General features: G+C 55.3%; 20 protein-coding genes and 1 pseudogene. 6 read left to right on the forward strand and 15 right to left on the reverse strand.

What is annotated here, in order from left to right; genetic code table 11:
* Window positions 1-6: 6 nt before the first annotated feature.
* Complete coding sequence (locus tag AB6V08_RS10195; RefSeq protein WP_368542556.1) at window positions 7-1,245, reverse strand: MFS transporter; 1,239 nt, start codon at window positions 1,243-1,245, stop codon at window positions 7-9.
* A gap of 209 nt (window positions 1,246-1,454) precedes the next feature.
* Here AB6V08_RS10195 and AB6V08_RS10200 point away from each other — a divergent pair, with 209 nt between their 5' ends.
* Window positions 1,455-1,796, forward strand: coding sequence for a type II toxin-antitoxin system RelE/ParE family toxin (locus AB6V08_RS10200; protein ID WP_368542557.1), 342 nt, complete (start codon window positions 1,455-1,457; stop codon window positions 1,794-1,796).
* Between the two features lie 9 nt (window positions 1,797-1,805).
* Entirely contained in the window at window positions 1,806-2,105 is a 300-nt protein-coding gene (locus AB6V08_RS10205; protein ID WP_368542558.1) for a helix-turn-helix domain-containing protein, read from the forward strand.
* 42 nt (window positions 2,106-2,147) lie between these two features.
* On the opposite strand, the gene pheP is transcribed toward AB6V08_RS10205, so the two are convergent.
* From pheP to AB6V08_RS10230, 5 genes are all read right to left on the reverse strand, one after another.
* Window positions 2,148-3,536: a phenylalanine transporter gene (pheP, locus tag AB6V08_RS10210; protein ID WP_368542559.1), complete on the reverse strand. Its 1,389-nt coding sequence runs from the start codon at window positions 3,534-3,536 to the stop codon at window positions 2,148-2,150.
* Between the two features lie 102 nt (window positions 3,537-3,638).
* Window positions 3,639-5,825: a TonB-dependent receptor gene (locus tag AB6V08_RS10215; RefSeq protein WP_368542560.1), complete on the reverse strand. Its 2,187-nt coding sequence runs from the start codon at window positions 5,823-5,825 to the stop codon at window positions 3,639-3,641.
* Between the two features lie 53 nt (window positions 5,826-5,878).
* On the reverse strand, window positions 5,879-6,961 hold the full coding sequence (locus AB6V08_RS10220; RefSeq protein ID WP_368542561.1) for a YncE family protein: 1,083 nt from the start codon (window positions 6,959-6,961) through the stop codon (window positions 5,879-5,881).
* A gap of 283 nt (window positions 6,962-7,244) precedes the next feature.
* Window positions 7,245-7,709 carry a hypothetical protein gene (locus AB6V08_RS10225; protein WP_368542562.1) on the reverse strand — a complete coding sequence of 155 codons (465 nt, stop codon included), beginning with the start codon at window positions 7,707-7,709 and terminating at the stop codon, window positions 7,245-7,247.
* Entirely contained in the window at window positions 7,696-8,478 is a 783-nt protein-coding gene (locus AB6V08_RS10230; RefSeq protein ID WP_368542563.1) for a transcriptional regulator, read from the reverse strand. The genes AB6V08_RS10225 and AB6V08_RS10230 overlap by 14 nt, the downstream gene beginning before the upstream one ends.
* A 563-nt stretch (window positions 8,479-9,041) precedes the next feature.
* Here AB6V08_RS10230 and AB6V08_RS10235 point away from each other — a divergent pair.
* The 3 genes from AB6V08_RS10235 (at window position 9,042) to AB6V08_RS10245 (ending at window position 12,458) form a co-directional block, all read left to right on the forward strand.
* Window positions 9,042-9,482, forward strand: coding sequence for a transcriptional regulator (locus AB6V08_RS10235; RefSeq protein WP_368542564.1), 441 nt, complete (start codon window positions 9,042-9,044; stop codon window positions 9,480-9,482).
* Between the two features lie 228 nt (window positions 9,483-9,710).
* Window positions 9,711-11,546 carry a methyl-accepting chemotaxis protein gene (locus AB6V08_RS10240; RefSeq protein ID WP_368542565.1) on the forward strand — a complete coding sequence of 612 codons (1,836 nt, stop codon included), beginning with the start codon at window positions 9,711-9,713 and terminating at the stop codon, window positions 11,544-11,546.
* A gap of 54 nt (window positions 11,547-11,600) precedes the next feature.
* Window positions 11,601-12,458 (forward strand): EAL domain-containing protein, encoded by an 858-nt coding sequence (locus AB6V08_RS10245; protein ID WP_368542566.1) that lies wholly within the window; start codon window positions 11,601-11,603, stop codon window positions 12,456-12,458.
* Between the two features lie 36 nt (window positions 12,459-12,494).
* On the opposite strand, the gene yahO is transcribed toward AB6V08_RS10245, so the two are convergent.
* From yahO to AB6V08_RS10280, 7 genes are all read right to left on the reverse strand, one after another.
* Window positions 12,495-12,770, reverse strand: a complete 276-nt coding sequence (yahO, locus tag AB6V08_RS10250) for a DUF1471 family periplasmic protein YahO (protein ID WP_368542567.1) — start codon at window positions 12,768-12,770, stop codon at window positions 12,495-12,497.
* Between the two features lie 125 nt (window positions 12,771-12,895).
* A complete protein-coding gene (locus AB6V08_RS10255; RefSeq protein WP_368542568.1) occupies window positions 12,896-13,918 on the reverse strand; it encodes an ABC transporter ATP-binding protein in 1,023 nt (340 codons plus the stop codon).
* Window position 13,919: 1 nt separating this feature from the next.
* Complete coding sequence (locus AB6V08_RS10260; RefSeq protein WP_368542569.1) at window positions 13,920-15,494, reverse strand: ABC transporter permease; 1,575 nt, start codon at window positions 15,492-15,494, stop codon at window positions 13,920-13,922.
* Between the two features lie 23 nt (window positions 15,495-15,517).
* Window positions 15,518-16,534 carry an iron ABC transporter substrate-binding protein gene (locus AB6V08_RS10265; RefSeq protein ID WP_368542570.1) on the reverse strand — a complete coding sequence of 339 codons (1,017 nt, stop codon included), beginning with the start codon at window positions 16,532-16,534 and terminating at the stop codon, window positions 15,518-15,520.
* A 299-nt stretch (window positions 16,535-16,833) separates the two neighbouring features.
* Window positions 16,834-17,052 carry a DUF1272 domain-containing protein gene (locus tag AB6V08_RS10270; protein WP_368542571.1) on the reverse strand — a complete coding sequence of 73 codons (219 nt, stop codon included), beginning with the start codon at window positions 17,050-17,052 and terminating at the stop codon, window positions 16,834-16,836.
* Window positions 17,053-17,248: 196 nt separating this feature from the next.
* Window positions 17,249-17,623 carry a cell envelope integrity TolA C-terminal domain-containing protein gene (locus AB6V08_RS10275; protein WP_368542691.1) on the reverse strand — a complete coding sequence of 125 codons (375 nt, stop codon included), beginning with the start codon at window positions 17,621-17,623 and terminating at the stop codon, window positions 17,249-17,251.
* Window positions 17,624-17,754: 131 nt separating this feature from the next.
* Window positions 17,755-18,273, reverse strand: a complete 519-nt coding sequence (locus AB6V08_RS10280; protein WP_368542572.1) for an AAA family ATPase — start codon at window positions 18,271-18,273, stop codon at window positions 17,755-17,757.
* Between the two features lie 134 nt (window positions 18,274-18,407).
* On the opposite strand from AB6V08_RS10280, the gene AB6V08_RS10285 reads away from it, so the two are divergent.
* Window positions 18,408-18,818 carry an ASCH domain-containing protein gene (locus tag AB6V08_RS10285; RefSeq protein ID WP_368542573.1) on the forward strand — a complete coding sequence of 137 codons (411 nt, stop codon included), beginning with the start codon at window positions 18,408-18,410 and terminating at the stop codon, window positions 18,816-18,818.
* Between the two features lie 89 nt (window positions 18,819-18,907).
* Here the strand turns inward: AB6V08_RS10285 and AB6V08_RS10290 are convergent.
* Window positions 18,908-18,997: pseudogene (locus AB6V08_RS10290) on the reverse strand (helix-turn-helix domain-containing protein); the annotation flags it as partial.
* A 101-nt stretch (window positions 18,998-19,098) separates the two neighbouring features.
* On the reverse strand, window positions 19,099-19,467 hold the full coding sequence (iraM, locus tag AB6V08_RS10295; protein ID WP_368542574.1) for an anti-adapter protein IraM: 369 nt from the start codon (window positions 19,465-19,467) through the stop codon (window positions 19,099-19,101).
* Window positions 19,468-19,932: the final 465 nt, after the last annotated feature.

Here is a 19,932-nt window from a genome sequence, read left to right on the forward strand (position 1 = left end):
TGAAAATTACGCTTTGTCATCGTCGTACCGGAATGTGAGCAGGAAAAGCACCGCAATAACGGCGGCCGACACCGCCGGGATCCACCAGAACGTCACCCACGCCTGGGGCACCGTTTGCCCGGCCACCAGCTGGTTGTAGAGCGCGCCCGAAATCTGCGAGCCGAGCAGCATCCCGATACCGTAGGTGAACATGACGATCATGCTCTGCGCCTGGCCTTTCACCTTTTCGCCCGCCACGCGGTCGGTGTAGATAAAGCCGACCACAAAGAAAAAGTCATAGCACACGCCGTGGAGCAGAATGCCGAGATAGAGCAGGAAGCGCCCCTCCTCGCTCACGCCGAGGGCGAAGAAGGCGTAGCGCACGAACCACGCCAGCATCCCGATCAGCAACATGATTTTCACGCCCAGACGACGGAACAGCAGCGGGATGATCAGCATGAAGAAAATTTCAGACATCTGCCCGAAGGACATGGCGGTGCTGACGTCCGCAATGCCCGCGTCCGCCAGATAGGAGGCGGTGTAGGCGTAATAGGTGCCGAGCGGGACGGAAATCAGCATCGCGCAGAGCGAGAAGATAAAGAAGTGGCGCGTTTTGAGCAGCGCGAAGGCGTCGGCGCAGAAGAGATCGCGCACCTTCACCGGCAGCCCTTTCGCCGGCGCAGGGGTGTGCGGCAGGGTCAGGCTATAGAGCGCCAGCAGCACAGAGCACGCTGCCGCGACCTTGAAAATGGTGACGCTCGAGGCCACGCCGGTGACGCCAATAAAGATCCCCGCCACGATCCAGCCAATGGTGCCGAACACCCGCACCACCGGGAAGGTTTTATCGACGTTCGCCAGGCTGTGAAACGCGATATTGTTGGTGAGCGCCAGCGTTGGCATATAGCAGAGCGTGTAGCCAAACAGCAGGCCAATCAGCAGCGCGCCGTTTTCAGCGATCAGCGCCCCCGGCACGAACCACAGGATCGCCGCCCCCGCCAGATGCATGACCGCCATCACCTTCTGCGAGGCGAAGAAGCGGTCTACCAGCATCCCGAGCACAAACGGCGAGAGGATAGAGGCGATTGGCCCGGCGGAGAACGCATCGCCAATCAGCAAAGACATGTTGTGCTGGGTCATCACCAGGCCGAGTGTGACCGACCAGCTTCCCCAGATAAAAAACTGCATAAACATCATCAGCGACAGGCGCGGCACCAGTAGCCGGTGCTGCGCTATCGCCTTTCCACTACTTTCAGTTGTCGACACCATAATGAGCCTCACCCGAGTAAAAGTAATCGATTACAAAACAGTTCAAATGAAAAGTAATCGATTACAAAATAAAGATCCTGCGGATCGAGACAGAATTGGGAGGGGTGTCACGATAAAGATCTTTTGCACACCGTGAGAGGCATTCGCGTTGAGATTATAGCTTTTTGGCTATAAACTGATTATAGCCAGGATGCTATAAGGGATGAACGATGTGGGACGTCGAAACAACGGATAGATTTGATGAGTGGTTTTATGACCAGAGCCTGGCGTTAAAAGAGGATGTGCTGGCTGCGATGCATATTCTCGCTGAGTTTGGCCCTCAGCTTGGGCGCCCGTATGTTGATACTGTGAATGCCTCAGCGTATCCCAATATGAAAGAGTTACGCATTCAACATGCAGGACATCCGGTGAGAGCCTTCTTTGCTTTTGATCCCAGCCGCAAAGCTATCGTGCTGTGCGCGGGTGATAAAACGGGCCGGGTAGAAAAACGGTTTTACAAAGAGATGATCAAAGTGGCTGACGATGAATTCAGCAAACATCTGGCGAAGTGAGGAAGACATATGGCTACGCTAAAAGAACTGATGGCACAGCAGAGCGCAGAAAGTCAGGAGCGCATTGCCGCTAAAGTAGAAGAAATGCGCCGCGTTGTGGCGCTCAATCAGCTTCGCGAAGAGCTGAATATGTCGCAGACCGAGTTGGCTGCGGCCATGGGAGTAAAGCAGCCCACTCTGGCAAAAATTGAACAGCCGGGCAATGACCCGCGCCTGTCCACGCTAAAACGCTATGTTGCGGCACTTGGCGGGGAGTTGAGTATTGACGTCACGTTGCCGAACGGCAAGCGGGTCGGGTTTCAGATTTAACGATCGAGCGCCCTCTCCCACACGGAGAGGGCGGAAACACGGCTACTTCTTACGCGACAGCTTAAAGGCCACAAACAGGAAGATAACCCACACCGGCAGCAGCATGGCCGACAGGCGCATGTCGTCGAGGGTACACATCAGCACGAGGATCATCGCGAGGAAGGCGATACAGATGTAGTTCCCCGCCGGGTAGAGCAGCGCTTTGAACTGGGTGTCGCGGCCCTTGCGGCGCATCGCGGCGCGAAAACGCAGGTGCGCGAGGCAGATCATGATCCAGTTCAGCAGCAGCGTGGCGACAACCAGCGCCATCAGCAGGCCGAAGGCCGATTTTGGCAGCAGATAGTTGATCAGCACCACCAGCGAGGTGATCGCCCCGGAGAGCAGCAGCGAATTGATCGGCACGCCGCGGCGGCTGACGCGGGTAAGGAACTTCGGCGCGTTGCCCTGCACGGAGAGGCCAAACAGCATACGGCTGTTGGAGTACACGCCGCTGTTGTACACGGAAAGCGACGCCACGAGGATCACGAAGTTAAGCGCCGATGCCACCACGTTGCTGTTCAGATCGTGGAAAATCATCACGAACGGGCTGCTGTCGGATTTGACTTCTACCCACGGGTACAGCGCCAGCAGAACCACCAGCGAGCCGATATAAAACAGCAGGATACGGTACACCACCTGGTTGACCGCTTTCGGAATGCTTTTTTGCGGGTCGCGCGCTTCGGCGGCGGTAATGCCAATCAGCTCCAGCCCGCCGAAGGAGAACATAATCACCGCCAGCGACAGGATAAGCCCCTTCCAGCCCGTCGCCAGAAAGCCGCCGTGCTGCCACAGGTTATCGAGGGTCGCGCGTTCGCCGCCGTGGCCGGAGAAGAGCAGCCACAGGCCAAAGCCAATCATGCCGATAATCGCCAGCACCTTGATCAGCGCGAACCAGAACTCGGTTTCGCCGTAAAGGCGCACGTTCACCAGGTTGACGGCGTTGATGATAATAAAGAAGGCCGCTGCCCAGACCCAGGTCGGGACGTCCGGCAGCCAGTACTGCATGTAGATACCCGCGGCGGTCAGCTCTGCCATCCCCACCAGCACAAACATCACCCAGTAGTTCCAGCCGGACAGGAACCCCGCGAACGGGCCCCAGTATTTGTAGGCGAAGTGGGCGAAGGAGCCGGATACCGGCTCTTCAACCACCATCTCGCCGAGCTGGCGCATGATCAGAAACGCGATAATCCCGGCGATGCCGTAGCCCAGCAGTACCGCCGGCCCCGCCATCTGGATCGCAGGCCCGATCCCCAGAAACAGGCCTGTACCGATGGCGCCGCCGAGGGCAATTAATTGAATATGTCGATTCTGCAACCCGCGTTGCAGCGTCGGATTCTGTTCCGACGAGGCTTCAGCGCTCTCATGGCCTGAAGCGGATGACGCGTCTTTCACGTCCTACCCCTGTCTCTTTTTTAGAAGGGGCACGTTTTAACACTTCATGCTGGCGCGAGCAAGGGATTGGGGCATCCGTGCCCCGGATAACGAGGGTGGAACTCAGAACTCGTAGCCAACCGACACCTTAAAGGTGCGCGGTTCGCCCTGAGTGACGTAAGTACCGGAATCATCCACGGACGCCCAGTAGTTTTCATCGGTAACGTTGTCGACGCCCGCGCGAACGGTCATCTGGTTTTCATTGTGATTCACCGCGAAGCGATAGCGCACGCCCAGGTCCAGGGTGGTGTAGCTGTCGAGCTTCTTGCTGTTCGCCAGATCGGCGTACTGCGAGCCGGAGTGGTTCACGCGCGCGGTGGCCGTCAGCCCGTCGATCGGCTTGATGTCATACTCCGCGCCCAGCACCGCGTAGAAGTTCGGCACGCCGATGGCATCGTTGCCCTGATTCACGCCGTTGTTAGTTTTGGTCAGCTCCGCCTGAAGCCAGGTCGCGCTGGCGTTCAGACGCATCCCGAGCATCGGCTCGCCAAAGACGTTCAGCTCCACGCCGCGGTTACGCTGCTCGGCGTCCAGGCCGTAGTGCTTAGTCTGGCTGTCGAGGATCGCCGACGGCATTTTGATTTCAAACAGCGCAAGCGATCCGCCCACGCGCCCAAAGTCGGCCTTCACGCCCACTTCGTTCTGCTTAGAGTGAACGATCCCGGTGCTTTGCCCGTAGTTGGTGGCGGTGTTCGGCGCAGTTTTGCCCGGCTGCAGCGCTTCGGTGTGGTTGGCATATAAAGAGACTTCATCGAGCACTTTATAAACCACGCCGTAGGTTGGCATCCAGCGGCTGCCGTCGAAGCCGTCCGCGGCGTTTTCCGCACCCGTGATTTTGTTGTAGCCGCGGATCACCACCTTCTGGTGACGCGCCCCGGCGGTGAACAGCAGCCTGTCATCCAGCACGCCGAGGGTATCGCTCAGCAGCCAGCCCTGGGTGCGGGTGCGTCCGCTGGTCAGCGGGTCGCTGTACTTCCCGCCGGAGCCGTTGAGGTTGGTGCTGTCCGGGGCGTTAACCCCGGTGTTGTGGTAGATGTTGGTGGTCGGGTTGTCCGCCGTCGCCGACATTTTCCACGCAATCTTTTCATTTTTGGTCATCGCCGAATAGCCGACGTTAACCTTGTGCGACACAAACCCGGTATCGAAGCTGCCGCGAATGCCCGCCATCCCGCTGACGGTATCGCTGATGCGGTTGGTGTCCAGACGGCTGGCGGTGGCGGTGCCGCTCTTGTCCAGCAGTTTTGGCGCGCTGTACAAGCCCTCCTCGTGCGCGTGCTGCGCGCCGAGCCCGGTGTAGGCCGTCCAGCCCTCGGTGATGTCGTACTCGCTGCGCCACATGCCGAATTCATTTTCGATATTGCTGTAGGCCCATTTCTGCGAGAAGTTGCGGTCGTTTTTCGGCGGCTCGGGCACGAAATCCACCGCCGAAATGTTGACGCTGGTTGGGCTGCCGTGGAAGGTCTTCTTCTGATAACCCACGTCCAGCGAGGTGCGGAAATTATCGCCCTTGTAATCCAGCCCGGTGGAGAGCAGCGTCGTGCGGCGACGGTCGTTCGGCACGCCGGTCTCCCCTTCCCGGTGAACCAGGTTTACGCGCGCGCCAAACTGGTCGCTGTCGCCAAAGCGGCGGCCCGCGTCGAGCGTGGTGCCAATCTGCGAATCGGAGGTGTAATCCACGCCCACCTTCGCCTGCGGGGTTTCGCCCGCGTGCTTCGGCTCAAGGTTGATCATCCCGCCCACGGCGGAGCTCGCCGCGCCGTTCATCAGGGCGTTCGCGCCTTTGAAGATCTCAATGCGATCCACCATCTGCGCATCTACCACCTGACGCGGCAGCACGCCGGACAGGCCGCCAAAGGTCATGTCGTCGCCGTCAAACTTCAGGCCGCGAATGCGGAAACTTTCAGCGCTGTTGCCGTAGCCCTGAACGTACTGCACGCCCGCATCGTTGGCGACCACGTCGGCGATGGTTTTCGCCTGCTGATCTTCCACCAGCTTCGAGGTGTAGCTGATGATGTTGAACGGCACGTCCATCGCGTTCTGTTGGCCGAGCATCCCCATGCGCCCGCCGTTTGCCACCTGTCCGTCGAGGAAGGCCGGCACCGGGGTATCGCCCCCGGGTTTGAAATCGCTGGCCGGCGCGGACTGGACAACAATGGTGTCCTCTTTTTTGCCGTCCGCCGCGAAGGCGGAGTGCGTAACCGCGCCGATAGCGAGCGCCAGCAGCGTTTTGTGCATTGTGGTGTTGTTCATAAATAACCCGTTAAAAGTACGCGCAAAATTGGCCCGTTGCCGGGCCTTAGAATTTATTGAAGAGCAATACGAACAACGCTGTCCGGCCCGTTAGTGGAATGGTCTTTGTTGAAAGCCTGCTTAACGGTGACGTACAGCGTCTGGCCGTCCGCCGACAGCAGCAGGCTGTTCGGATTCGGCGGCAGATCCCAGGATTGCTTAACGGCATAGGTGGTGGCATCCAGCCTCAGCAGCTTGCCGCTTTCGCGCTGGGTGATGTAAATCTCGCTGCGTTTGGCGTTGAATTTCACCGCCAGGGAATCCCCTACAGCAAGCTGCTTAATGACGTCGCCGGTCTGAATATTCAGCACCAGCGTGGTTTTAGCTTTTGAGTTATCGGTGACGAAAAGGCGCCCGGTGGCCTTATCTTCCGCCATGTTCAGCAGCAGCGCAGGCTTGTCGCCCAGCGGCTTCCAGCGTTTTTCGATTTTGTGGCTGTGTGGGTTAATCACCAGGATCTCGCCGCCGCCGTTGGCCGCGTAGAGCCTGTCGGTTTGTTCAGACCACAGCAGCCCGGTCACCCACTGGCCCGCGTTTTTGATGGTTTTTTTCAGCTTCAGCGTGTTAGCGTCAACCACCCAAATCACCGCCGGATCGCCCACGCCGCCCACGTACAGCAGCCCGTCGTGCAGCAGAATTTCTCGCGCGCCGAACGGGAAGCCCTCTTTGTTGCGCTCGGTAAACATCAGGCGATTTTTCACTTTGCCGTCAGCGGTGCTCACGGCGCTGATGCCGCCGTCCAGCGAGTTGGTGACATAGACCGTTTGCCCGTCGGGGGACATCGCCATGGCGAAGTTTTTCAGGTCGGTATGGCTGCGGCCAATAGTTTTCAGCGTGGCGGGATCGAGCTTGTAAATGACGCCGCCCTGAACGTCCTTGAACCCTTCAGAACTGGCCACGTACAGCGCGTCGCCCTTCGGACTGAGCACCATTTCGTACAGCCCGTCGGCCAGGTCGCGTTGAATCACGCCGGTTTTCTCCGGTGCCGTTACCGTGGCGTTCGCCGGGGGCGCGGGCGTAGAGGCAGCGTGCGGGGCGGCACAGCCGGAAAGAGAAACAGCAACAAGCCATGCCAGCGCAGACATTTTTTGAGTCATCAGGAACATCCTTTACCGTACAAAAGAAAGTCAGGCGGGAATTTGCGTTATATGTCGCTGTGCGATCTGCGTAATGTCAGGCGGTAAGGCCCGGGCAAAGTCCACCGTAATTACTCAGTGTTCCTTGTGAGCAGGCACTCACTGTTGCTGCGGGAGGCGTCCGTCGTTTCCGCAAACACTAAAGAGAATGAGAACTATACTCATTACTTTTTTGTAATCAAGCGTAAATACGGATGAGGATTAAAAAAATAGCCGGAGCGTTAGCGCGGGATTTCCCCTCGCGCTAGCTTTTCGAACAGTAGAAAACCGGTGCGCCGCCGTAGGTGAAAATATAGCTCGAGGCGTTAACGGGGGTTATTTGCAGGCGAAGACCGCGCTCGCGGTGCTGGAAAAAGTCAGGGATATATTTCCTGAACGTTTCATGCCGGGTGGGCAGCGGGTTAGTTTCATCTGACACCAGAATGACGGAGCCGTCTTCGCGCCAGTAGCGGAATGCGATCTTATTACTGACGGACTGCGGGGAACCACCGTTTTCAATTAACTCCCCCGCCGACTCGTAAAAGCCGTTGCCATTGTTGAAGCTAAAATCGAGGATCACATCCAGCATTCTGTTTTCATCCACAATAGCGGAGTGGATCTCACAGCTGAAATTATCACGCTGATGGTGGATCCAGGCGGCGCCCAGCAGCGGCGCAATAATTGCCGCGCCGATAAACGACCAGCGCACGATGCCCTTATTCCTCTTCATGATATTCCTGCCTGTAATAAATAGAGTGACAGCGCGCGCGGGTGTCCTGCGGATTTTTATCACAAATAATGACGGTAACGCCGTGCTGGGCATGGTTGAGCGTTAAATATGCCCTCTCTCCCGGATTGCAGCTAAGCGGATATCGTTCAGACAGCAATTCGAAAGCGCGGCGGCTTTTATCCCGGTCAAACCAGGAAGAATAAACGTCGCACTGATTAATCTGGCCGACGTTATGATAGGACGCCAACACCGGCTCATCGATTTTCCACGTCTGGTAAAACACCCCGCAGGATAAAATAAACAAGAGCCCGGCAATCCAATAGGCAAAGGGACGTTTTTTCGCGGTTGCTGGCGATTCGGCCATGGCGGAGCTTGTGGCGTCTAAAACCGGTTCGTCCGGGATTTTCTGCGGCGCAAGGAATGTTTCGATTTCCCCGACGCGCACCCGGGCGACGCACTTAAAGCCCTCCTTGGGCAGCGTTTTGATGATGTCGTCCGCCAGACCGGCGGTTTTCAACGCTTTGCGGATAGAGGCGATGGTCTGATAAAGGGCGTTAGTGGTCACTATCGCGCCCTGTTTTTCCCAGACGGTAGAAAAAAGATAGCGCTGAGTAAGCACTTGCTCATTGTGTTCAAGCAGTTGCAGCAGGCACGCATTGACCGGGCCGTGAAGCGTAACGGCCCGCTCCGGGTAGCCAGCGAGCGGCCCCAGGCGGCGACGTTCCGGTTCAAACAGGATCGCGTCATTGATCAGAAAAACGTTTTTCATGGCATAACCATTTGCAGCTGGCAGGGGAACATCGTGTTCACGGTATGTCGCTCGTCGGCGGCTAAAATTTCTGATTCAGATTTTTATCATTATAAACCAAATAGTTAAAACGCACAGATTTTGTCATCTTCCCGTCCTGCGGCGCGTTATGAATCAGTATAAATCAAATAACATCACTCCTCCCCAGCGCGTTTTGCCCTTATCGTGTTGTTTATCAAAAGCGAAGCCGACGGCACACCGCCGGAGAGGGGCGAGACGCTGGATATCATTCTGTAGATGAACATAAATTCGGGATTTCATGTTGAGCGTTACGGTCATTACGCAAAATCAGAACAAACGCCGAATCCGAACGAAAAACGCAGAGTAAAAAATTGTAGATTTCATTTAATGCGCCAAACCTACCATCAACGAATGTTAAACGAACGGCTTCATATAGCGCATCGCGTTGTGGATTGGAAAGCTTGTATAGCAGCCATATAATCCCCCATACAAAGAGTATGGATTATCACCAGTCTTATATATCGGGGTACATTTCAGTCAAAAATTAATGCAGGTATTAAGAGATGGGCTATCGTCTGTATGGATTTATGATCGGTGATGAAATTCATTTCGATATTGCGAACCGCAGGCTTTACCGACTGTCGGGAAGCCACGCTGATAAAAGTATTGCATTTGCGTCGATCTATTTTAATGAAACGATGCTAAGGCTTTTTCTTTATATGCTGATAAACGGCAGAACAACGCCGATAACCAAAGAAGAACTGTTTGAGGAGATTTGGGAGTCACACGACCTGAGCCCTTCGACACAGCGCCTGTGGCAAGTTCTTCATAATTTGAACACTAAATTGAGCCTGTTGGGCCTGCCAGGGAATTTTATCCAAAATATTAGAGGGCGTGGTTACATCGTTAATTATCCGGATGTGATCCCCGTTTATTACAGAATGAGTGAACTCCCGGCTCATTCGGTTAAAAAAGAGGAGAAGACAGATACCCTGAGTGAGTGATGTCAACTCAGGTGTTCGCCCCTTACCACGTGAGTGTGAGGGGCATTTTTTTAGCCAAACACGTCAATAATGATGATATACAGCAAACCCCGTAGAATATTAACGATTACGGGAATGGACAAAAATATGAATATAATTCCTTTCTTTTCAAACTTAAAAATCAATAAAAAACTATTTTTAGGTTTTGCCACCGTCATATTGTGTGCTGTCGTTATTGTCGCAGCGGGTATGCTGGGGCTCGCCAACATCAGAGATAAAGTGGATAAAACCGGTAGGGTCGAAGATCTGGCCAGCGCATTGACCGACATGCGTACCGGGCGTCTGAACTACCAATACACCTTTGATAAAAAATATCTCGATCAGGTCAGAACAGCCACCACCCACATGCAGGATACGGTGGCCAAACTGGAGCAGTTTACCTGGCTTGAAAAAAACAAAGTCGCGCTGGATCGCACAGCAGAAGCGATCAATCACTATGTGGTGATTCAGGATCCGTTCCTGGCCGCCCTGAGTCAGATGCACGACAGTGACGCCAGGCTTAGCACGGAAGAGCTCTGTGCCAACTCCGTCATTGCGGACAAGCTCAGCCGAAGCGGGATCCTGGCGCCGCAGCAGGCGCTGATCGCTGCACAGGTGGCGTTCATTATGAGCGACATTGACTCCCAGATGAGTCTGTTCAAATCGCAGCCAAACGATCAAATGGAAAAATACTTGCGCGCTCGTTTAGCTATTGGTCTGTCTGACTCTGAGCTGTTGCTCCAGAATGTGCCAGAAAGCGAGAAATCCTGGATCCAGAAAGGCATTGACGATATCAAATCCATCACTGCCGAAATTGATACCTATCAGCGGGTTTCAAGCACTGAAATTGAGCTTTCAAACCGCATGGCAGCGCAGGCCGTTGAAGTTACCGCGTCCATTCAGAACCTCTTCTTGACCCAGCAAGCGCAGGTCACCGAAACCGTAGGCAACGTGAAAGTGCAGATGACCGTTGTCGCTACCATCGGCATTATTGCGGGCATTCTTCTGGCGCTGGGCATTACGCTTTCTATTACGCGTCCGCTGAACGAAACCCTGAACGTGGCGGAGCAAATTGCCAAAGGCGACCTGACCAGCACGCTGACCAGCACCCGTCGCGACGAGCCGGGCCTGCTGATGCAGGCGGTGTCGACCATGAACGATAACCTGAAAAACATCATTAACGACGTGCGTGAAGGTGTCGAAAGCGTAGCCCGCTCGTCCTCGGAAATCGCCGCCGGGAATATGGATCTCTCGGCGCGTACCGAGCAGCAGTCTGCCGCGGTGGTGGAAACCGCCGCCAGTATGGAGGAGCTGACCTCTACCGTGGCGCTCAACGCGGAAAACGCAAACCAGGCGCGCCTGCTGGCAGAAGAAGCCTCGCAAAACGCCAGCCAGGGGAGCCAGATTTCCCGCAAAGTGATCGACACCATGAAAAACGTGCGCAGCAGCTCGCACCGTATTTCTGAGATCACCACCGTCATTAACAGCATCGCGTTCCAGACCAACATTCTGGCGCTCAACGCCGCGGTAGAGGCCGCGCGCGCCGGGGATCAGGGTAAAGGCTTTGCGGTGGTTGCCGCCGAGGTGCGTACCCTCGCCCAGCGCAGCGCCCAGTCCGCGAAGGAGATCGAAAACCTGATCAACGAGTCCGTTGTGCATGTTGATACCGGGTTTAACCTGGTCGAAAGCGCGGGCGACGCGATGTTTAAAATCGAGAACTCCGTTGCCCAGGTGCGCGACATCATGGGCGAAATTGCCGCCGCCACCGACGAGCAAAGCCGCGGGATTTCCCAGATTGCCCAGGCGATGGCCGAGATGGACACCACCACCCAGCAAAACGCCGCGCTGGTCGAGGAGTCTTCTGCTGCCGCCAGCTCGCTGGAAGATCAGGCCGTACAGCTGGAGAAAGTGGTCTCTATCTTCCGCGTCTCGAAAGATGGCATAGCCCGTACGGAAAAACGCCGCGTCGGCGGGGGCAGCATCTCCACGCTGAAACCGGTGAAACGCCCTGCGGCTCAGGACCAGAACGACTGGGTCCAATTCTGATAACAGCCACGCGGCTGCCAGCCCCCTCCGGCAGCCGCACTGAGATTACTCGCGATGAATACCTCAACCCGACACGCCCCAGCCCTGTTTTCCGGCATTAACGCCCTGCTGGCCCGCTTTTTTGCCATCGCGCCGGGAAGCTCGCTTTACTCCGCCATTGCTCAGCGCCAGATAACGCCGGTGTATCAGCCGATTATCGACAGCCACACGGGCAAAATCGCCGGGATCGAAGTGCTCGCCAGGTGGAAACACCCGCTGTACGGCGATATTTCCCCGGACACCTTTATACCGATGGCCGAGAAGCATCATCTCATCGCCCCGCTCACCCACCAGCTGATCCAGCAGGTGATTGCGGATTTGCAGCACCACATCCATCTGTTCCCGAAGGGGCTGTACATCACGCTGAACCTCAGCGCCTGGAACTGCCTCGACCCGCGCTTCGAAACGGACACCGTCGAGCTGCTGCACCGTCTTGCCGCCAGCCAGGTTCAGGTGGTCGTTGAGATAACCGAGAAGCACCCCCTGCATTTTACGCCGGAGCTGAGCGAGTGGTTTGCCACGCTGCGCAAATCCAACATCGCCATCGCGCTGGACGATTTCGGCACCGGGTATTCGAACCTTTCCTACATCTGCGCCCTGGAGCCCGAGTTCATCAAGATAGACAAGCTGTTTGTCAGCCAGATAAGGGAAAACGGCGACACGCGCCTGGTGGACAGCCTTATCGATCTGGCCCGCACCATGCAGATGACGGTCATTGCTGAAGGCGTAGAAACCGCGCAGCAGGCGGACTACCTGCGGGAGAAAGCGATCGATTTTATGCAGGGATACTATTTTTGCAGGCCGGTTCCGGCAGGGGAACTTATTCGAACGGTGATTGCCCAGCACGGCTATGCCAGCAAGGCCGCACGGTGAACGCCCCACCCCGAACGCGGGATGGGGCGAAGAAGCTTACTTTTTCTTGTAGATATTGGCCGTACCGTGGATTTTGTTGTTGGTATTGCCAGACGTCAGCACCAGCACGTCCGCGCCCTGCTTGTCCGCTTTTTCAATCAGCTCTTTTTTCGCATCATCCACCGAGACTTCGCCGGTGGTGCTTACGGTACCGATTTTGGTGTACTGAGACTCCACTTTCTCGAAATCGTTTTTCGTCAGCAGTTCAGCGGCAAAGGCATTGGTGGTAAACAAAAACGCAGTTCCCAACAAAATAGCAGTCGTCTTTTTCATAACCTTTTTCCTTGAGATTAATCAGCAACTACGAAAAACCTCACTCCTGAAAGTGAGGTGTTATCAGCATGGTAGAGAAACGCGGAAATTGCCATGTACCGAAAAAGACTAACGTTTATTAATAATCAGAAAACGCGCGCGGTCCCCGCAACGGCAATTTTCACCGGCGTCCCCGGACGCCATCCCGGCTGGCTAACCGTTTTGAGCACAAGCGGCTCGGCCTGCCCGGCAAGGGCGAGCGTGAGCGTGGATAACTGCCCGGTGAAATCCACGTCGACGATAGCGATCGCGCTTTCGTGCGGCGCGCACGCCGCGATGCTGAGCTGCTCCGGGCGCAGCATCACCCGGCCCTGACCGCTGGCCTGCGCGCTGTCCGTGGCCACTTCGCCCAGGGCGCATATCGCCTTCCCCGCCCTGAGTTCGGCGGGCAGCACCAGCGCCTCCCCCAGGAACAGCGCGGTGTCTTCGTCGACCGGGCGGGTATACACCTCAAACGGCGTTCCCACCTGGGTGAATCGCCCCGCGCGCATCACCGCCACCTGGGTGGCAAAGGACAAGGCTTCGTTTTGATCGTGGGTGACCAGAATCGAGGCCACGCCCGCTTCGGCGAGCAGATCCGCCGTGGCCTTGCGCGTCGTGGCGCGAAGCCCGGTGTCCAGCGCCGAGAATGGCTCATCCAGCAGCATCAGGGACGGGCGCTGCGCCAGGGCGCGGGCCAGCGCCACGCGCTGCTGCTGCCCGCCGGAGATTTCGTGCGGCCAGTGGCCGGCAAGCGCCTGGTCAAGCGACACCATCTCCATCAGCGCCGCAACCCGCTGGCGCTTCTCCTGCCGGGAGCCGTCCAGCCCCCAGGCGATGTTATCCGCGACGCTAAGGTGCGGGAACAGCGCCCCCTCCTGCGGCACAAAACCGATCCCGCGCCGGTGAGCCGGAACGAAACTGGCCTCATCAAACAGCGTTTTGCCCTGCATCACGATGCGCCCGCTGTCGGGAGTTTCAAAACCGGCCAGTATGCGCAGCAGCGTGGTCTTGCCTGAACCCGACGGCCCTACGATGGCCGTTCGGCTGCCGGGCGCGACGTTAAGGCTCAGACTATCGAGCACGCGCGTATCGGCAAATGATTTAGAAATCGACGTTAATTCAAGCATCTCAAAGCCCTGCGATTTTTTTAGACTGCACGTAAAGGATCCCGGTCAGCGGCAGCGAGATCAGGATCATCAGCATGGCGTAAGGCGCCGCGGCCACGTAATCAATCTCGCTCGTGAGCGCCCAAAAGCCGGTTGAGAGGGTGCGCGTGCCGAGCGGAGAGAGCAGCAAGGTTGCCGTCAGCTCGTTGCTGACGCCGAGAAACACCAGCGCCGCCCCCGCCGCCGCACCGGGCGCGGCGAGGCGCATGGTGACGCTCCAGAGCGCCTTCGCAGGCGAACTGCCGAGGCTTCGCGCCACGTTTTCAAGCTCCACCGGCGCCTGGGCGATGCCCGCCCGCAGGTTAATGAGCGCGCGGGGCATAAACATCAGCAGATAGGCGAGGAACAGCGTCACTTCGGTCTGATAAATCGGACGCGCGTAATGGATGGTCACGGTCACCAGCGCCAGGGCGGTAACAATCCCCGGAAGCGAGCTGGTGATGTAAATGCACCCTTCCAGCATCCGGAAGACCCGGTGCGGATAGCGGATGCCGAGCCAGGCGATGGGGATCACGCACGCGGTGGTGAGCAGCGCGCCGCCGACGCCGAGCATCAGGGTCTGGCGAAGCGAGAGCCACAGCTCGGCGCTCATCCAGTTTTCCACGCCGCCGAGCCAGATCCAGCGGCACAGCACGATAAGCGGCACGCCCAGCGCCAGGATCGTCAGCGCCAGGAACAGCGTCTGCCCGAAAAGCGCGGCGGCGGGCTTCAGCGGCCAGCGCTTTTGCTCCCGCGCCGCCCCGGCGCCAATGCGCGCATAGCGGGCTTTGCCGCGCGTTGCCCCTTCAAGGAGCAGGATTGCCAGACAACACAGCGCCAGCACACCTGCCAGCATATTGGCTGCCGGGCCGCTAAAAGTTGACTGGAACTGATCGTAAATGGCGGTGGTAAAGGTGTCGAAGCGGATCATCACGTACAGGCCATATTCCGCCAGCAGATGCAGCGCCACCAGCAGCGCGCCGCCGCAGATAGCCAGCTTAAGCTGCGGCAGCACCACGCGGAAAAAGACCCGCCACGGCGGCGTGCCGAGCGAGGCGGCAACGTCTTCCAGGGTGGGATCGAGCCTGCGCAGAACCGCGGCGACGGGCATATAAATAAAGGGATAGTAGGCCAAAACGGAGAGAAACACGCCCGCAGGCAGGCCGTGCATCGACGGCACCACGCTGACCCAGGCATAGCTCTGCACAAACGCCGGGATCGCCAGCGGAGCCACGGCGAGCGCAGACCACACCTGACGCCCGGCAAGCGTGGTCCGCTCCGTGAGCCAGGCAATCGACACGCCGAGGATAATGCAGAGCGGGACGGCGATCGCGGTCAGCCACAGCGTGTTGCCGAGCAGCTCAGCAACGCGCGGGCGAAACACGAGCGCCTTAATGGTCTGCCAGCCCGTTTCAAAGCCGATGGCAATGATAAAACCCAACGGCAGCAGCGCCATCAACGAGAAAAGAACCGCTAACGCAACCATCGGCAGCGCCGGACGCCTGCGGACAGGCGAGCGCGGCGCGTTTTTACCGAGGTCGAGACTCAGACCAGACATAAGGCTTTCACTTCACTCAGAGATTACAGCAGACCGGCTTGGGTCATCAGCTCAATGACTTTCTTACTGTTGAGGGTAGAAGGCTCAACTTTCGGCGCGTCCAGATCCTTCAGCGGCACCAGCTTCGGGTTAGACGCGGCGCCGTCGCCCACGGCGTATTCGAAGGCATTGTTGGTGCGCAGCGCATCCTGCCCCTCTTTGCCGGTGATGTACTTAATGAACGCCTGCGCCTGCGCTTTGTGCTTGCTGGAGGCCAGAACGCCGCCGCCGGAGAGGCTTACGAACGCGCCCGGATCCTGATGTTTGAAGTAGTAAAGCTGGGTATTTTTGCTGTTTTCACCGGTTTTGGACTGATCGACAAAACGGTAGTAGTGATAAATCACCCCGCCATCAATCTGCCCGGCGTTGACCGCTTTCATCACCGTGCTGTTGCCTTTGTAGGCCACAAAGTTAGTTTTCATGGCTTTCAGCCATGAAAGCGTCGCCTGCTCGCCTTTCAGCGCCAGCATCGCGCTGACGATCGCCTGGAAATCTGCGCCTGACGGCGATGCCGCCCAGCGGCCTTTCCACTCTGGCTTCGCCAGATCCATCAGCGATTTTGGCAGCTGCTGCTCGCTCAGTTTCGCCGGGTTATAGACAAACACGGTGCTGCGCGCCGCAATGCCAATCCAGCGGCCGTGCGCAGGACGATACTGCGCAGGCACCTGTTTTAAGGTTGCCGCATCCAGTGGCGCAAACAGGTTGGCGTTATCCACCAGCACCATCGACGGAGAGTTTTCTGTCAGGAAGACGTCTGCAGGGGATTTGTCCCCTTCCTGAACCAGCTGATTACCCAGCTCGCTGTCATCGCCGTTGCGCAGGGTGACTTTGATTCCGGTTTCTTTCGTAAAGCCATCAACCCACGACTTCACCAGATTTTCATGCTGCGCGTTATAAACCACCAGCCCGTCGCCGTTTTCTGCGGCAACGGACTGAGTTGAAAGGAAAATTGATGAAGACAATAGTGCAAGCGAGAAGCAAGACAGCAGGCGAGATTTCATGAAAATATCCTTAACAGACCAAAGTGAATAACAACAAATGGCTTAGCGGATGAGGATTAAAGCATATAAAAACGCTAATGATAATGACTATCAATCATGCTTTAGCGTAAAAGTGGAATATCTGTTTTAGAGTGAATCTGGAATGATAAAAATCTAACCTTGAAGCACGGCAAAATAAAACCTTAGGAAAACCTTAAGAGTGCGAAATAAGGTTTATTGATTAGCGTTCTATTTATTTTCAGACATTCAATTTTCGCGGAAATTACAGGGAAATACAGATTACAGAGAATCGAATGAGCCTATCGGCGCTGCGTGGACGCAGGATGGCGCAGCAGTGCCGCTTCCGGGCGCACCGGACGGCGCACCAGCTCGCCGCCGCAGTTGGGGCATATTCCCTTCAGCCGCCCGGTGACGCAGCCGATGCAAAAGGTGCATTCAAATGAACAGATACAGGCTTCGAGGGATTCTGGCGGCAGGTCTTTATCACAGCATTCACAGTTGGGGCGAAGTTCAAGCATGGCGGCTCCCGTTATTTAAGGAATATATTCAGCCCCGCTTACCGGGTGGGGATGTTATTCACTTAATTTGATACATCAGACCGCCCTTATTCGCAAGCCTGCCGGAAATAAGCGCCTGCGACGTTATATGCTGTCATTTATGCCGCCAGCGCTATGTTATTTTTATCATGCAGACATTGAAATAAACGCTTTGCGTTTAGCCGCGCATATCGAAGCCCGATTTCTGAAAGTCCTGATATACCGTTGGATTGGTGAACGCCGGGAATTTAGCATTCTTCGCCGCTGATTCTAGCGCTTCGCAGTAGGCTTTATTGCCGTTGCTGGTCGATATGTTAGACGCCGTGCCATCCTCTTTAAATTCAAGATGCAGCCTGCACTTCTTTCCCTTCCATTTTTCTGGCTCGGCAATTTGGGCATTGACCGCATCCCTGATTGCACGGGCCTGCGCGCCCCACTCGTCCCGATCGTCCCAGCGGCCAGAGCTGCAGCTTCCCGTCGCCGTGGTCTTATGGCAGCCGGAAGGATGTAACGGCGCACAGCCGGTAGCCAGGCTGCCCGCCGCGGCCAGCATAATGATAATTTTTACGGCCTTAAAGGATCCCACCACGCACTCCCGTTTCCTGACGATTTAACAGACGGGCATATTATTCAGGCATCCTGAACACCTTATCAACCGCTAATTTTGGCTGTCCGCGTGGCGTTTCATGGCGTTTTCTGCGCATGGATAAGGGGCTGAGCGAGAATGCTATCGACACATTCCGCAGCTGATAAAACGGCGGTATCCAGTATCAAACGTTCCCTGTCCCAGGTTTCATAGTGACGGTTTTGTACTTTTTCCCAGTCAGGAGGCGTTAACCCGGGAATATCAGACAGCCTGTTCTCCACGCGGTAGCGATGCTGCTGTTTATCTGAACAGAGTATTTCAATTTCCATGAATGGGACGTTCAGCGATATCGCTATATCGCGGTAGGCATCGCGCACCAGCTTAATATCATTAACCGAATCGGTGACCACGCGGGCGCCGAGCTGAAGATTTTCACGCGCCAGTTCATAGAGGACAAAATAGCCCTCCGGGCCGATGACTTGATTCTGTTCAGACGCGGAAGCAAGCGCCTGCTCAACCGTATCGACCCGCAGATAAACGGCGCCGAGTTTTTTTGACAGCAATTTTGCAATGGTGCTTTTTCCCGTGCCGGGCAGGCCGCTAAAAATGTATAACATCGTTTCTCCGGTTAGGTCTGGAAAGAGAGAGCGGAGCATACTCCCCGAGGTAACGCATTACTGTTACTGCTGGGGCAACTCATGCTAAAACCGTTATTACGTTTCTTTCGATCAACGGTCAGGCAGGACGATTAATGAATAAGGTTAACGAAATAAAAATGAAGTATCCAAGCGCAGGAGTCTGGCAAATGGGCGACAGTCCAGAGCTGGCAAGCGAGCTTGCGGAGCTGATTAAAAAAGGGATTAAAACGGCTTCTTGCGGATCTTTTGCCTCTTACCAACAGGAAGAGCCTGCTCCGAGGATTGGGAGCTATAACATTATTCTTGATGGACAGAATGTTCCGGTATGCGTGATCCGGCTGATTTCGATGCAGCTGGTGCGTTTTTGCGATGTTAATGAGGAATTCGCCCGCAAAGAGGGTGAAGGCGATTTAAGCCTTGCATACTGGCAGAAAGAGCATAAGCGATTTTTCAGCCGTGAAGGTCATTTTTCTGAAGATATGGAGTTGATCGCAGAAGAGTTTGAAGTGGTTGAGGTGCTGTAATCGGAGAGAAATTTCTGGTGGTTTTTTATCACCTTTTTTTTAAGGTCTGCTTTTGGTACATAGCAGCCCGTCCAGCTGAGAACTCAAGGTTATTGATGTTCTGCCTTTACTCTGAGTATGGTTTGCCTGGCAGTATTAAATTCCCGCGCGATGACGCTGATACTGATCCCGGCGTTAAGGTACACAGGAAAAAAAATGATGGCTTACCGGTACAGAAGGACTGAGCGCCCCCTATGCCGTACCGGTGAAACGCTTTTTTAATTTTGCCATTTCATCAGAATTAATCCTTATTCACTCTTATTATTAAAGGATTGGTTTCAAAACCGTGTGGGCATCTTCGCGCGTTACAATGAACAGAATATGAACACATTTCAGAATCTAAACTCTTATTAAAAGGACATGCCATTTTATTCTTAATCTCATTCCAAATGAATTCATTATAAGGAGCAACATTATAGAGAGTTATCTGACTAAAAACCCCATTAATAAAAATGCCATTTTTAACCGTATGTATTCTGTCGCCTGGCAATAGATAAATGTCACTTTCATACCAAATGATTAATCTAATTAATTTCAAACCTACAATATTAGAATAGACAATTCCAGTATTAGGGCAAATTACAGAACTTAATACTCGCCATGACATCATGCATTTTCCTAAGACATTATTAAACTTTAATTAGGTTTAGCATGACAACTGGCATTCATCAAATCGTAACTCATTGATATTGATCAATATTTTCATGATTTTGGATTTTTAACCTTCTATAACAATGACATGCAGCAAGATTTTTATGCAACTTAAGTGCAATTTTCATTATTATTGTAAGAGATGTCTCAACAGGGAATGATATATTCCGTTTTCAAGCAGTCCCCTTGAACGGGCCCCTGAAAAATTAACAGATCACACCTACAGGTTGTTATCCACTGGCTGGGAAGCCACCTGCCACTGCAGCCACCGTTTTGCGACGCGTGCAGGTCACAATCAAATGTACGGTGCCTGTGCTCATGACGGCGTCCCCGCGCTGTCGTCGTTATGGCTGTGATGCCATGCCAGGATGTTTCTCTGGCTATAACCCCTACGTTTTCCTTCAGTTAGTTGACAGAAACAATA

It is taken from the genome of Enterobacter soli (genome assembly GCF_964208575.1).
GTDB lineage: Bacteria > Pseudomonadota > Gammaproteobacteria > Enterobacterales > Enterobacteriaceae > Enterobacter > Enterobacter soli_A.